Here is a 13,978-nt window from a genome sequence, read left to right as displayed (position 1 = left end):
GCCCTAGCGCGACGATAACCGCGCCACCGCCCATTGGGCCGCGTCTGCGACAACAGGGTCGGCGTCATTGCAGAGGGCTTGCGCGACGGGCTTCAGCCGGGGGCTGCCGGAATTGCCAATGGCGTAAAGCACGTTGCGCACGAAGCGCCCCCGCCCGATCCGCTTGATGGGAGAGCCGGAGAACCGCGCGCGGAAGGCGGCGTCATCCAGCCGTGCCAGCTCGCCAAGGTCTGGCGCGATCATGCCGTCGCGGGCGGCATATTTCACCTCTCGCGCGTCAGTGGCGAATTTGTTCCAAGGGCAGACCGCAAGGCAATCGTCACATCCATAAATGCGATTGCCCATCTTGGCGCGCAACTCTTCGGGCACGGGGCCGTGATGCTCGATCGTCAGGTAGGAAATACAGCGCCGCGCGTCCAGCTGGTAGGGCGCTGGAAAGGCACCTGTCGGGCAAATGTCCAGACAAGCGCGGCAACTGCCACAATGCCCTTGCGCCGGCGTGTCGGGGGGCAGGTCAAGAGTGGTGAAAATGGCACCAAGAATGAACCAGTTTCCCAACTCGCGCGACAAAAGGTTGGTGTGCTTGCCCTGCCAGCCCAAACCCGCCGCCTCTGCCAAGGGCTTTTCCATGACGGGTGCCGTATCGACAAAGACCTTGATCTCGCCGCCCGCCTGCTCGATCAACCAGCGGCCCAGCCGTTTCAGCCGTTTCTTGACCACATCATGGTAATCGCGCCCCTGCGCATAGGCAGAGATCACGCCCGCCTCGCGCTGCTCTAGCAGGTCCAGCGGGTTGTGATCGGGGGTATAGGCTTCGGCCAGCATGATGATGCTGCGTGCCTGAGGCCAAAGCGCGGCGGGGTTGCCGCGCCATTCCATGCGCTCGGCCATCCAGCCCATCTGGCCATGGTGGCCAGCCTCGACAAAGGCGCGCAGCCTTTGCGGCGCGTCTGGAATGGCATTCGGATGCGTCACGGCGCAGGCCGTGAACCCGAATTCCAGCGCTGCCTTGCGCAAAGCCTGTTTCAGATCATCCGACATTCCGCTGGCATCGCGCAAAAAGGCGGCGCTGGCAACCTGTCACCCGGTTCGGGGTGTGGCGCGGCGCAGGGCTGGAGAGCTGTCTGCCGCAAGCATGTCGGCGATCGTGCGATGCAGCCGGGCAAGCAGGTCATTGGCGGTGCGTTCGGTCTCTGCCTCTGTGTAGAGCCGCAGTTCCGGTGCATTGCCCGACGCGCGCAGATGCACGATCCGCCCCTTGCCCAAGGTCAGGCGCAGCCCGTCGATGGTCGTGACATCGCTTACCGTATCTTGGCCAAGACTGGCTACGAGGGCCGCTTGCACATCGGACGCGGTGCGCAGCCGGTCCACAAGCGCCGCCGACATGGCAGTCGGCACCTGTTCCAGCCGCGTGCTGGCGGTAAAGCGCGCAGGCTCTGCCGCGACGCGGGCAGCCAGCCCCTTTGGGCCAGCCGCCACAAGCGCCGCGATCATCGGCAAATAGCTGTCGCGTGTCATGAGCGCAGGCAGCGGGCCAGCCGGGCCTTGGGCGCCATAGCCCAGAAGGAAGCCGCCATTGGCCTCGTATCCCGCAACGCGCCCCGCCGCGCCCGCCATGCCCGCAATCACGTAGGGAGAGCCGATTCTCGTGCGGATCACCGATCTGAAACAGCCCTTCTGCTCTGCCCCGCTATTCGAGGTGATGGGCGTGACGACCGTATCGGCGCCAAGGTATTGCGCCGCGATCTGGCCAAGGATGTCACCGGGCACCAGCTTGCCGGTTTCATCGGTCATCAGCGGGCGGTCGCTGTCGCCATCGGTCGAGAGGATGGCGTCGCATCTATGTAGTCGCGCGATCTCTTGCAGAAAGGCGCGGTCGGTGTCCGCGACTGCTTCGGTATCGACCGGGATGAAATGATCCGCGCGCGCGACCTCTGTGACGGTTGCGCCCAAGCTGCGCAAGATGTCGACCAAAATATCGCGCCCGACCGCGCTATGAGACCAAACCACCAGTCTGCGCCCGGCCAGAGCCTGCGTGCCAAAGGCGGTGCAATAGCGCGCCATGAAGGGCGCAAGTGCATCATGGCGATGCAATACGCCGCGCGCCAAAGATGTCGCGCGACTGCCCAATGCGGCCGAAATCGCGGATTCCTCTGCCTTGGTGATCTCGCCTTGGAGGGTGTAGAATTTCAGCCCGTTCCGGTCTGCGGGAATGTGACTGCCCGTGACCATGATCGCGCCTGCGCTGGCGCTTTGCGCCGCAAGCGCCAGGGCGGGCGTCGGCACGGGGCCGCAATCGCTGACGCTGACCCCATGCGCCAAGGCGCGGGCGATCACGGTCTGGGCGATCCGGCCCGAACTTGGGCGCAGGTCACGCCCGACAAACAGCTTGCCGCCGGTTTGGCAGACCGTCAGGAATGCAGAGACATGCGCCTCTATACGCTCTGGCGTCAAATCCGCCACCAGCCCGCGCAGCCCCGATGTTCCGAATTTCGGCCCCATCAGTCCGGCGCGGACAGCGCGCGGGCATAAACGTCATCGTAACGAATGATGTCATCTTCGCCCAGATAGCTGCCGGTTTGCACTTCGATCAGGACCATGGGCTGGCTGCCCGCGTTTTCCAGCCGGTGCACGGCCCCGAGCGGAATGAACACGGACTGGTTTTCCGTGACGATCCGGATCTCGTCATCCACCGTGACCTTGGCGGTGCCCTGCACCACGACCCAATGCTCTGAGCGGTGTTTGTGCGATTGCAGGCTAAGGGCCGCACCGGGATGGACATGGATGCGTTTGACTTGGAAATGCGGGCCCAGTGCAAGGCTTTCATACCAGCCCCATGGTCGATAGGCGCGGGGCAGGGTTTCCGCCTGCGGGGTACGTTGCCGCTTCAGCGCGCTCACGGCCTGTTTGACGTCTTGCGCGCAATCCTTGTGTGCGACCAGGACCGCGTCGGGCATGGCAACGGCAACGATATTGTCCAGCCCGATGCCCACGATTTGCATGGTCTCTGTTTCAGAGCGCAGCAGCGTGTCGCGGCAGTCGATTGCCAGAGAGGCACCGGTTGTCACCACGCCATGGGCATCGGGTACGCTTTCGCGCCAGACCGCCTCCCATCCGCCAAGGTCGGACCATTCGCCGCCATAGGGAATGACCGTCAGGTTGTCGGCCTTTTCCATGACGGCATAGTCAATCGAGATGTCTTGGGCCGCGTCCCACGCGGCGGCACCCAGCCGGGTGAAACCCAGGTCCGGGGTGGCGGCGGCAAGCGCATCTTGCACCGCGGCCAGCATCCGGTGCTGGTAGGTCTGAAAGGCGCGGATCATCGCATCGGCGCGGAACAGAAAGACCCCGGCATTCCACAAGTGCCGACCAGTGGCCAGCATGGTCTGAGCCGTGATCGCGTCGGGCTTTTCGACAAAGCGCTGCAACGCAAGGGGCACCGGATGGCACAGGTCGTCGATGCTTGTGTTCAGTTCCAGCCAGCCATAGCCGGTTTCCGCCCGGTCCGGTTTTATGCCGAATGTGACAAGCTGCCCTTGCCGCGCGGCGGGCACCCCGGCCAAGAGTGTTTGGCGAAACCGGTCGGGGTCGGGAATGACATGATCGGATGGTGTAACCAGCACAAGGCTGTCGTCGCCAAGGGAAAGGGCTGCGGCCAAGATCGCTGGCGCGGTATTGCGAGGCGAAGGTTCCAGCAAGATGGCGCCGGGCTCGATGCCGATCTCGGCCAGTTGTTCCGTGACAATGAAGCGAAAATCGGCGGCGGTGACAATCGTGGGGGCGGCGAAGCCCGGACCCGATACCAACCGGGCAGAGCTTTGCAGCAAGCTACGCTCCCCCATGATCGGTGTGAATTGCTTCGGATAAGACTTTCGCGACAGCGGCCATAACCGTGTTCCAGATCCGCCGCAGAGCAGGACAGGATGTATCAGCATGGCTTCATCCAGTTTCGGGGCGAGCGCGCAAGTGACGCAGCCTTGTGGGCGTGTAACCTGAAGTTGAATGAAAGCGTCTTTATGCGGGTCTAGTCAACCCAAACTTGCACAAGGCCGCGCGCGGCCCGTGCGACCAAGAGCGTGGCGGAACGCCATCGCTAAAGACTTATACGCAATCGCGTTCAGCCAGCCCAGATGAGCGACCAATCTTTCGAATGCGCGGGTGTTTGAGGGGCTGGAGGCGAGTACCGGAATCGAACCGGTGTACACGGATTTGCAATCCGCTGCGTAACCACTCCGCCAACTCGCCTCTGGACGCTGCAAGTATTGGCTTGCTGGCGTCGCGTCAAGTGCGCTTCGCGGTCAGCGGGCCAATATTCGTGCCAGCAAGGATATGCACATGCAGGTGGGGCACTTCCTGGTTGGCGTCCGGCCCTGCGTTCGAAATCAGGCGATACCCGCCTTCGCCTTCTGTCGGGCAGACGCCCAGTTGCGCGCAGACCTTGGCCAACATGCGGGTGAAATCGGCGATCTCGGCATCGCTCGCATTCTGGGCGAAGTCGTCATAGGTGACATAGGCGCCCTTGGGAATGACCAGCACATGCTGCGGGGCTTGCGGCGCGATGTCGTGGAAAGCCAGGCAATGCGTGCTCTCGGCCACCTTTTTGCAGGGAATCTCACCGCGCAATATCTTGGCGAAAATGTTCTGGTCGTCGTATGAATAGGGCATCGGATCCTCGGACGGTGTCGGTTTGGGGCAGGTTACGCGCTTCACCTATCATAGGGAAGGGCCGAGGAAAGGGGCGATCATGCAGCGGCCAGCCAGTGGCATGAGCCTATACCCCGGCCGCTTTGCAGGCGGTTGGGCCAGCCGCGCGACCGGGCTGATCTACCGCGAAGTGCCCAAGGCCGCCTGTTCCACGCTTGGCCAGCTAATGCACCATGCCGATCATGGCCGGTTCTTCGCGGGTGATGTGCATGACGCGACCGAAGACGTGGTGAAATGGCCCTCTGCTGCCTTTGCCGACGCCATTGCCCGCCCGGACCGTTTCGTGTTCTCGGCCATCCGCAACCCCTATGCGCGTCTCGTGGCCTGCTACCATGACAAGGTTTGCACCACGCAGCGCGATGGCAGCTATTACCGTGGCAATCTGCGTGCCATTCTGATGCAGCATTACGGGGCGGATTTGTCAGAGGGGGCAGACCCGCGCCCCGGTTTCAGGCGCTTCGTGCTGTTCCTGCGGGATACGTTGCGCAACCGTGACCGCTTCTGGTTCGACCGGCACTGGACCCCGCAGGCGCAGCATTTGCGGTCCTTCACGGTCAATGGCCTGCCCTTCGACCACCTGTTTCATGTCGAGCATTTTGCGGATGGGGTCGCACCCGTGTTGGCCAAGCTGCCGCCTGACCGCCGCCCGATGGCTTTGCCCCAGTTCAATGTCTCGGCCCGGCCCGACCTGCCCTTGGACAGCTATTTCGATGACCTGACCCTGCATCTGGTGCATGAAATTTACCGTTGGGATTTCGACTTGTTCGGCTATCGGGCGTTCGACCCGGCAACGGTCCTGCCCGACCGCGCGCTGGACCTGGCTGCGCTGAATCAAAGGCTGGCCGACCCGCACCCGCCGCATTGGGCTGGCCTTGGCGGTTAGCGCCCCCGGATCAGGCTTTCCAGCTCGATAGGCTGGGGGCTGCCCGCCAGTCGGCTGCGATACACCACCTGCGATTCGGCCACGCGCATGATGTAGTTGCGGGTTTCCGCGAAGGGCACGCGTTCCACCCATGTCACGAAATCCACCTGCGGGTTGCGCGGGTCGCCGATCTCGCCCACCCATGACCGTGGCCTGCCGGGACCGGCGTTGTAGCCTGCCGCCACCAACCCAAGCGAGGGGCCGAATTCGTCGCGCAGCTGCGACAGGTAGGCCGCGCCAAGGCGCATGTTCAGGACGGGGTCTTGCGTCAGGTCAGAGGGGGAGAAGGCCACGTTCAGCTTGCGCGCCATCATCTCGCCCGTGCCGGGCAGAAGCTGCATCAATCCGCGCGCATCGGCGCGGCTGCGGGCGCGGGGGTCGAATTCACTCTCGCGCCGCGTGACGGCCAGAACCAGATCATCGGGCGCCGTCAGGCCGCGCCGCTCGTCTTGCGGCACGGGGAAATAGGCGCGCGGCAAAACGATGCCCTCTTGGACCGCGATCTTGGCGATCTTCAGCGCGAAATTCGGCTCGCCCCAAGCCAGTGCAAGGTCGCTGAGCGCACCCAGCTCTGGCTCTGTGCTCAGCTGTTCGGCCAGATGCATCAGGAAGCGGCGTGCTTCATACCAGTCGCCGCTGTCATACAGCAGTTGCGCCGCGCGCAGCAGTTCGGATTGCGCAAGCGCGGTGTCGCGCCAATCGGGGTAGCTTGGCCCGTCAATAAGCATAGGGTCAAGCGTCAGGCCTAGCCGATCGGCGGCAAGCTGACCGTAATAGGCGGTCTGGTGTTCGGCGGCGAATTCATAAGCAGCTTGCGCCGAAATCGCGTCGCCCAGCCGTTCATGCGCGCGCCCCTCCCAAAAGCCCGCGCGCCCAAGCGAAATCGGGCTGGACACGCGCACGCGCAGGGCGCGGAAATGCTCCAGCGCCTCGGCGGGTTTGTTCAGGTATTCAAGCGCGATGAACCCGGCCAGAAAGGCCAGATCGACAAAGGCGATCCCGTCGTCCAGCCCGTGCGGCGTGGCCAGCGCATAGGCGCGTTCGTAATCGCCATCTGCCATGGCCCCGCGCACCAGAACGATGCGCCGTTGCGCCCAAGCCTCGGCGCGGCCCAGCCCTTCGGGCGCGCGCGACTGCGACAACATCAACTCGGCCGCGCTCTCGCGGCTGACAAAGCGATAGCGAAAGTCGAACCGGTCGCGGGCAAGGCCCGGATCGCGCTGCAACGCGTCCGGCACGGCGGCGACCAGCGCGTCCACGCCCGATTGGCGCGCCTGCAACGCGATACGCGCGCGGGCTAGGGCAGCTTGGCTTGCATCCAGCCGGGTCAGGTTGCGCTCTGCCGCGCTGCGTTCGCCTTCCCACAATAGCGCATCGACCCGCGCGGCGTGCAGGTCTTGCAAGCTCGGTCCAAAGCTGGCCAGCAATCGCGCCTCTGCGGTTTCGGACAGGGGCGCAGTCAGCCACAGATCGCGCGCCAAGGCTTCGGCTGCGGCGCGGTCGGTGTCTGCCAGCGCAAATGTCAGGGCCAGCTTGCCGTCATCGGTTATCGGTTGGCGGTTGGCAAAGAACGCGCGCACGGTGGCGGCATCGGCCCCCGCTAGCTTGTCTTCGGCGTTGCGTTGCAGGCTGCGCGCCAGCGGCCAATGTGCGTGGTCGTCCAGAAAGCGGGCGAAATCTGGCAAATCCCCCTCGCCCGCGCGCAGGGCTTGCCAGTCCACCAGCGTGCGCGCATCCGGTCCGATCCGGCTGGCGATGCTGCGCGCCTCGTCCCAGTTGCCGCTGGCCCCCGCGCTGAACGCAGTGCCCAAAAGCCCGGCTTCGCGCGACGGCGGCGGTGTCTGCTGTGCCGAAAGCGGCACCGCAGAAAGCGCCAGCGCCCCCGCAAGCCAGGTTGCAAGCCAGACCGATTGCGCACGCTTTGGCATGAAAAACCTCTTTAGACCTTGAAAATGCCCTTGCATCGTTCTAACCGCCAACAGCCTATCGGCAACACACAATCGCGCAAGATCAAGGAGAGGCACATGCAGATCAGAGGCTCCATTCCGGCTTTGGTCACGCCGCTCAAGGATAATGCGCTGGACATCGACGCGCTTCACGCGCTGGTCGAATGGCAGATTACCGAAGGCTCTCATGGCTTGGTGCCGGTGGGCACGACCGGCGAAAGCCCCACCCTCAGCCATGACGAACACAAGCGCGTGGTCGAGGAAGTCGTGCGCGCCGCGGCGGGCCGCGTTCCGGTGATTGCCGGTGCCGGGTCGAACAACACGATCGAAGCGATTGGTTTCCTGCGGCACGCGCAAGAGGTCGGCGCAGATGCGGCCCTTGTGGTCACACCCTATTACAACAAGCCCACGCAAGAGGGTCTGATCGCGCATTACCGCGCTCTGCATGATGCCTGCGATCTGCCGATCATCATCTACAATATTCCCGGTCGCTCTGTGGTCGACATGATGCCCGACACCATGGCGCGGCTGGCCGAATTGCCGCGCATCATCGGGGTGAAGGACGCCACCGGCAAGCTGGAGCGCGTCAGCCTGCAACGCATGGCCTGCGGTCCCGATTTCCTTCAGCTCTCGGGCGAGGACGCGACCGCACCGGGCTTCAACGCGCAAGGCGGGGTGGGTTGCATTTCCGTGACCGCCAATGTCGCGCCGCGCCTTTGCTCGGAATTTCAAGAGGCGACGCTGGCGGGCGATTATGCCCGCGCGCTGGAAATCCATGACCGCCTGATGCCGCTGCACGTGGCCATTTTTGCAGAGCCGGGGCTGGTGGGTGCAAAATACGGCCTGTCCCAGCTTGGGCGCTGCCGTGAAGAGGTGCGCTTGCCGCTTCTGGGACTGACCGACACGGCCAAGGCGCGCATGGACGCGGCCATGCGCCATGCCGGGCTGCTCAATTAACCGCGATATCCACCCAGACGGGTTTGTGCAGCGTGCCGGTTTCGGCCAGCACCGCATCTAGCGGGTCGTCTGCCAGTGGCCACAACACGCCTGCGCCGGTCACGGTCAGCTTGGCAGAGGGCAGGATGTAAGACACCCTCAGATTGCCTTGCTCGGTATCCCAGGCGACCGTGTCGAGGTGCGGCGGGCCGTTATGGTTGGGGTCTGCGTGGGCGGCACCGCCAGGGCTGGCGGGCCGCGGGTCTTGCAGCGCCGGATGCGCGAGCAAATCGCGCATGGCGCTGTTTCGTCCGTCGCCGTCGAACGGGTCCAGATTGCTGCCTCCGATCAGCACGAAGGAGGCGGGCGGCGGTGGCACCGGCAATGCGCCCTCCAGAAGACGCGTCCAGAAGGCGGTTTCGTCATGGTTGCGGTTGCGATTTCGGTCGGGGTGATCGCCGAAGACGGGCGGGCCGGCCTGATAGATCAGCAACGCCAGTTCGCGCCCCCCCGGCAGGGTCACGGGCAGCTCGAAATGGGCCACGCTCGACAGGCGGTGATGCCCGGCCAAAGCGGGGCCCATCCCGCCATAGAGCAGGGCATCGGGCAAATCGCGCCACAGGAAGCCGGTGAAATCGCGCAGCTTGGGCAGGTTCAGCTTGTGGCGCGACATGACCGCGAGTGCCCGTTCGCCCGCATAGTCGCCATGGCCATGCGCGTCATCGGGGCCGTGCGCCCGGCCATCGCGATTGAGGTCCAGACCGCTGTCGAAGCCCGCATTGGGCTGTGGCGCGAAAAGATGGGGGAAGGTGACGCCAGCCTCGGCCACAAGATCACGCAGGGCGCTCAGCGTGTGGCCCTGCATGTCGTAATCGACGCCTGACAGCACCATGATATCGGGCGATAGCGTGGCGATGACCTGTGCAAGGGCTGCCGCATTGGGGCGGCGGTCACGGATCTGGGCAAGCGCCTCTCCGGGGCCGCGCGTGTGCAGATCTACGCGCCAAAAGGCGATGCGGATCGCATCTGCCTGCCCGGTCCGACCCGTCTGCGCCACCGAGGTGGTGGCGCAAAAGGTCAGGAATAGGCAGAGCGCGCGGGCAAGGGCACGGCGGCCTCTTCCTCTGCGATGCGACGGCGCTGAGCGCGGATAAGCTGTGCCACCCGATACATCGCCACGCCCCGCGTGATAAGGCTGATCGGAATAAACGCCCAGACGGCCATCCCCCATACCATCGTCAAACCGGTTTCAAAGGTCAGCGGCTGAACCAGCAGGCTGGACACATGCAACAGAACCGGAAGCGAGAATGGCAGGATAACCCCTAACAAGACGTTAATCTGGGCATCGCGTTCCAGACGTTGCACGACATCGACCCCTTTGGTCGGGTCGAAATTCGGCAGGTTGATCCAGACATTGAAGGTGCTTCCCTTCGACGGCCAGTAGCCGAGCACCATCGCAGCCAGAAACCCTAACAATCCCAGCAGGCTGGTGACGAAGGCCAGCGAGGCGCTTGCCATCACGTTTATCAGGTGCGCGATGGGCAGCCCTTCGGGCAAGGACAGGGCCAGCATCCGGATCGGGCTGAAGGCAAAATCGAACGCGCCGGCAAGCCAGAATGCCACCGCCGACAAGCTGCCCGGCTGGCCGCTGGCGATTTCGCGCTGGAACAGGGTCAACACCAGAACGACCAGCGCCAGCATGGCAAAGCGCAGGCGATTATAGGGCTTGGCGTCGCGAAACTCTATCAGTCCGGGATAGGCCGCAGCATACTCCGCCATGACAACGGCCCCGGCAATCAGCGCGATCAGCGTGACGGCTTGGGCCACGTCCTGGGACACACCGGGCAAGAGCACCGCTGGCAGCAATACCAGCACTGCGACCAGAATGCCGCGCAAGAAACACTGTGCCACATGTGACATGGACGTTCGACTGCCTCGCCTCGATGCCTTTTGCGGGGTCGTTGCCCGCAGGTCTTTGATCTTGTCCAGCAGCCCGTTCGCCCGGACTTGCCTTATTCTTGACACAATGTTGCCCATTTCTAGTCACCCTAGCAAGTGCTATGCCGACTATCGGTAAGGCTTTGGGCAATTTCGAGGTCGAACTGTCGCGCCTTTGCATCAAATTTGTGGAAAAAAAGCGGCACCCCAAAGGGATGCCGCCAGAAAATCGCGAAAAATCAAAGCTCAGACCCAGGGGCGTGACTGGGCGGCCTGCGCCTCGAAAGCATCAATTGACGCTACTTTCTCGAGCGAGAGGCCGATGTCATCCAACCCGTTCAGCAGGCAATGCTTCTTGAACGAGTCGATCTCAAAGGCGTAAACCGACCCATCGGCCCCGGTGACGGTCTGGGAGTCCAGATCGACCGTGATGCGCGCGTTCTCGCCCTTGCGGGCGTCGTCCATCAGGGCGTCGACCTGGTCTTGCGGCAGCACGATGGGCAGAATGCCGTTCTTGAAGCAGTTATTGTAGAAGATGTCGGCAAAGCTGGTCGAGATGACGCAGCGGATGCCGAAATCCAGAAGCGCCCACGGCGCGTGCTCGCGCGACGAGCCGCAGCCGAAATTGTCGCCCGCGACAAGGATCTGCGCGTTGCGATAGGCCGGCTGGTTCAGCACGAAATCGGGAATTTCGTTTCCGTCATTGTCGTAGCGCATCTCATCGAACAGGTTCTTGCCCAGCCCTGAACGTTTGATCGTTTTCAGGAACTGCTTGGGAATGATCATATCGGTGTCGATATTGACCAGCGGCATCGGGGCCGCGACGCCTGTCAGTGTGGTGAATTTTTCCATGGGTCTCTCCTCCGGACGCATCCGGGGCTTTGCCCCGGACCCCAGGATATTTTTGCAAGGATGAAATCAGGCCGGTTCGGTCGCAAGATCGCGCACATCGGTCAGGCGTCCGGTGATGGCAGCCGCGGCGGCCATGGCGGGCGACATGAGATGTGTGCGGCCCCCGCGGCCTTGGCGGCCCTCGAAATTGCGGTTCGAGGTGGCGGCGCAGCGCTCGCCCGGCTGAAGCTGATCGGGGTTCATGGCGAGGCACATCGAGCAGCCTGCGAGGCGCCACTCGAAGCCAGCGTCGATGAAGATCTGCGCCAGACCCTCTTCTTCGGCCTGCGCGCGCACAAGGCCCGATCCGGGCACGACCATGGCGCGTTTGACCTTGATCTTGTGACCTTTCAGGATTTCAGCGGCGGCGCGCAGGTCTTCGATCCGGCCATTCGTACAAGAGCCGATGAAGACGGTGTCGATCTCGATGTCGCTGAGCTTCTGGCCCGCTTTCAGCCCCATATAGTCGAGCGCACGGCGCGCGGCCTCGACCTTGCCGCCCGAGAAGCTTGCGGGGTCGGGGACGGTCGCGGTGATGGGCAGCACGTCTTCGGGCGAGGTGCCCCAGGTGACGACCGGCGCGATGTCTTCGCCGCGCAGGGTGACGACCTTGTCCCAATGCGCATCATCGTCCGAATAGAGCGTTTTCCACCATGCGAGCGCGGCTTCCCATTGCGCGCCTTTGGGCGCATGGGGGCGGCCCTTGACATAGGCGAAGGTGGTTTCATCGGGGGCGATCAGACCTGCGCGCGCGCCGCCTTCGATGGCCATGTTGCAAACGGTCATGCGCCCTTCCATCGACAGTTCGCGGATGGCTTGGCCGCAATATTCGATGACATAGCCCGTGCCGCCCGCGGTGCCGGTGGCACCGATAACCGACAGGGTGATGTCCTTGGCGGTCACACCCGGCCGCAAGGAGCCGGTGATTTCCACCTTCATGTTCTTGGATTTCTTCTGGATCAGCGTTTGCGTGGCCAGAACATGTTCCACTTCCGATGTGCCGATGCCGTGGGCGAGCGCGCCAAAGGCCCCGTGGGTTGCCGTATGGCTGTCGCCGCAGACCACGGTCATGCCCGGCAGCGTCCAGCCCTGTTCGGGGCCGACGATATGCACGATGCCCTGACGAATATCGTTGACCGGGTAGTAGTTCACGCCGAAGTCGCGGGCGTTGCGGTCCAGTGCTTCGACCTGGATGCGCGATTCGGCATTCTCGATGCCGTTTTCGCGGTCTGGGGTGGTGGGCACGTTATGGTCGGGCACGGCGATGGTCTTTTCCGGCGCGCGCACCTTGCGGCCCGCCATGCGCAGCCCTTCGAAGGCTTGCGGGCTGGTCACTTCGTGCACCAGGTGGCGGTCGATATACAAAAGGCAGGTGCCGTCGGCGTCTTCGTGCACGACATGGGCATCCCAGATCTTGTCATAGAGGGTCTTTGGCATGGCTGTATCTTTCGAAAAAAGCGAAGTCTTTGCGTGGCTTTCGGGCGCGCGGGCGCAAGGGCGTGGCCTGCGCGCAGGCACGGGTCAGCGCAGTCGCGCCAGAACCGAGCGGTTCTCATGCGTGAAGCGCTGGGGCAGGCGCGCGTGATCTGTCATGTCGAAAAACCGATACATGACGCGCTAGATACTTGGTTGCGGGCGATATGGCAACGGTCCGCAATATGTGCATTTCTTCATCACGAAGTGCATTGCACAGCCCCCGGTGATTGAGATAACGCCCCGCAACTGCTATCTTGAACGGGTAGCAAACTCTGGAGGTCTTGCCCTGTCTTACGTCGATACGCCCGCGCTTGCGGCCCGCCCTGAAGCAACCACGCCCGTGACAAGCGAGGCATTGCTGAAACTGGTCCTGTCCTCGCTGGACGATGACAAGGCGGAAGATGTCGTGCAGATCGACCTGCGGGGGAAATCGGCGATGGCGGACACGATGGTCATCGCCTCTGGCCGGTCGACACGGCAGGTTGCGGCGATGGCGCAAAAGCTGATGGACCGGCTGAAGGAAACCTTTCGTCTGTCGGCGCGGGTCGAGGGCAAGGATACCGGCGACTGGGTGCTGATCGACACGGGCGATGTGGTTGTGCATATCTTCCGCCCGGAAGTGCGCGAGTTCTATCAGCTTGAAAAGATGTGGCAGGATATCGGGCGCGCGGGCGCCTGACCGCTTGGAATGAAGCTGCATATCTGCGCCATGGGCCGCCTGCGCAAGGGGCCGGAGCGCGACCTGATCGACGACTACCTGACGCGTTTCAATCGCACGGGGCGGCCCTTGTCGCTTGGCCCCTGCGAAGAGCATGAGTTGGACGAGCGCAAGGCCGCGACACCTGCCGCGCAAGCGCCGCTTCTGGCGCGCGCGATCCCCGAAGGCGCGCATGTCGTGGCGCTGGATGAGCGCGGGGCGCTCATGACCTCGCCCGATTTTGCGCGGTTAATGGCAGATGTGCGCGACCGTGGTGCGCGTGACTTGGCCTTTGTGATCGGCGGGGCGGATGGGCTGGACCCGGAGTTTCGCGCGCAGGCCGATTCGGTTTTGTCGCTGTCACATATGGTCTGGCCGCATATGCTGGCCCGCGTCATGCTGGCCGAGCAGATATACCGCGCGGCCACCATCCTGTCGGGAAGCCCCTATCACCGGGATTGAGGCGCT

Annotated in this window: 13 protein-coding genes and 1 tRNA gene; 4 read left to right on the top strand and 10 right to left on the bottom strand. The window is 63.6% G+C overall.

Translation table 11 applies throughout. From position 1 onward, the window contains the following. Positions 1–3: 3 nt before the first annotated feature. From queG to J1C52_RS12330, 5 genes are all read right to left on the bottom strand, one after another. Positions 4–1,041 carry a tRNA epoxyqueuosine(34) reductase QueG gene (gene queG / locus J1C52_RS12350; protein WP_227428260.1) on the bottom strand — a complete coding sequence of 346 codons (1,038 nt, stop codon included), beginning with the start codon at positions 1,039–1,041 and terminating at the stop codon, positions 4–6. 39 nt (positions 1,042–1,080) lie between these two features. Beyond that, positions 1,081–2,502, bottom strand: coding sequence for a phosphomannomutase (locus J1C52_RS12345; RefSeq protein ID WP_227428259.1), 1,422 nt, complete (start codon positions 2,500–2,502; stop codon positions 1,081–1,083). Further along, a complete protein-coding gene (locus tag J1C52_RS12340) occupies positions 2,502–3,935 on the bottom strand; it encodes a mannose-1-phosphate guanylyltransferase/mannose-6-phosphate isomerase (protein ID WP_227428258.1) in 1,434 nt (477 codons plus the stop codon). Before J1C52_RS12340 ends, J1C52_RS12345 begins: the two co-directional genes overlap by 1 nt. A 236-nt stretch (positions 3,936–4,171) precedes the next feature. Then, a tRNA-Cys gene (locus J1C52_RS12335) sits at positions 4,172–4,245 on the bottom strand. A 36-nt stretch (positions 4,246–4,281) separates the two neighbouring features. Next, on the bottom strand, positions 4,282–4,665 hold the full coding sequence (locus J1C52_RS12330) for a histidine triad nucleotide-binding protein (protein ID WP_227428257.1): 384 nt from the start codon (positions 4,663–4,665) through the stop codon (positions 4,282–4,284). 79 nt (positions 4,666–4,744) lie between these two features. Here J1C52_RS12330 and J1C52_RS12325 point away from each other — a divergent pair, with 79 nt between their 5' ends. Further along, positions 4,745–5,587: a sulfotransferase family protein gene (locus tag J1C52_RS12325; RefSeq protein ID WP_227428256.1), complete on the top strand. Its 843-nt coding sequence runs from the start codon at positions 4,745–4,747 to the stop codon at positions 5,585–5,587. On the opposite strand, the gene J1C52_RS12320 is transcribed toward J1C52_RS12325, so the two are convergent. Further along, positions 5,584–7,554: a lytic transglycosylase domain-containing protein gene (locus J1C52_RS12320; protein WP_227428255.1), complete on the bottom strand. Its 1,971-nt coding sequence runs from the start codon at positions 7,552–7,554 to the stop codon at positions 5,584–5,586. The two genes, J1C52_RS12325 and J1C52_RS12320, sit on opposite strands and share 4 nt — an antisense overlap. A gap of 96 nt (positions 7,555–7,650) precedes the next feature. Between J1C52_RS12320 and dapA the strand changes: the two genes are divergently transcribed. Next, on the top strand, positions 7,651–8,529 hold the full coding sequence (gene dapA, locus J1C52_RS12315; RefSeq protein WP_227428254.1) for a 4-hydroxy-tetrahydrodipicolinate synthase: 879 nt from the start codon (positions 7,651–7,653) through the stop codon (positions 8,527–8,529). Here dapA and J1C52_RS12310 read toward each other — a convergent pair. From J1C52_RS12310 to leuC, 4 genes are all read right to left on the bottom strand, one after another. Beyond that, positions 8,522–9,565 (bottom strand): endonuclease/exonuclease/phosphatase family protein, encoded by a 1,044-nt coding sequence (locus J1C52_RS12310; protein WP_227428253.1) that lies wholly within the window; start codon positions 9,563–9,565, stop codon positions 8,522–8,524. The genes dapA and J1C52_RS12310 overlap by 8 nt on opposite strands. A gap of 20 nt (positions 9,566–9,585) precedes the next feature. Next, positions 9,586–10,428: a hypothetical protein gene (locus J1C52_RS12305; RefSeq protein ID WP_227428252.1), complete on the bottom strand. Its 843-nt coding sequence runs from the start codon at positions 10,426–10,428 to the stop codon at positions 9,586–9,588. A gap of 264 nt (positions 10,429–10,692) precedes the next feature. Continuing rightward, positions 10,693–11,298: a 3-isopropylmalate dehydratase small subunit gene (leuD, locus tag J1C52_RS12300; RefSeq protein WP_227428251.1), complete on the bottom strand. Its 606-nt coding sequence runs from the start codon at positions 11,296–11,298 to the stop codon at positions 10,693–10,695. A gap of 66 nt (positions 11,299–11,364) precedes the next feature. Next, positions 11,365–12,774 carry a 3-isopropylmalate dehydratase large subunit gene (leuC, locus tag J1C52_RS12295; protein ID WP_227428250.1) on the bottom strand — a complete coding sequence of 470 codons (1,410 nt, stop codon included), beginning with the start codon at positions 12,772–12,774 and terminating at the stop codon, positions 11,365–11,367. A 325-nt stretch (positions 12,775–13,099) separates the two neighbouring features. Here leuC and rsfS point away from each other — a divergent pair, with 325 nt between their 5' ends. Together rsfS and rlmH are read left to right on the top strand one after the other, a co-directional pair. Then, positions 13,100–13,492, top strand: a complete 393-nt coding sequence (gene rsfS, locus J1C52_RS12290) for a ribosome silencing factor (RefSeq protein WP_255618491.1) — start codon at positions 13,100–13,102, stop codon at positions 13,490–13,492. A gap of 9 nt (positions 13,493–13,501) precedes the next feature. Continuing rightward, a complete protein-coding gene (rlmH, locus tag J1C52_RS12285) occupies positions 13,502–13,972 on the top strand; it encodes a 23S rRNA (pseudouridine(1915)-N(3))-methyltransferase RlmH (RefSeq protein ID WP_227428248.1) in 471 nt (156 codons plus the stop codon). Positions 13,973–13,978: the final 6 nt, after the last annotated feature.

Source organism: Roseibaca sp. Y0-43, from assembly GCF_020667835.1.
GTDB lineage: Bacteria > Pseudomonadota > Alphaproteobacteria > Rhodobacterales > Rhodobacteraceae > Roseinatronobacter.
Note: the sequence above shows the minus strand (reverse complement) of the source record. Positions and strands in the feature narration are given on the sequence as shown.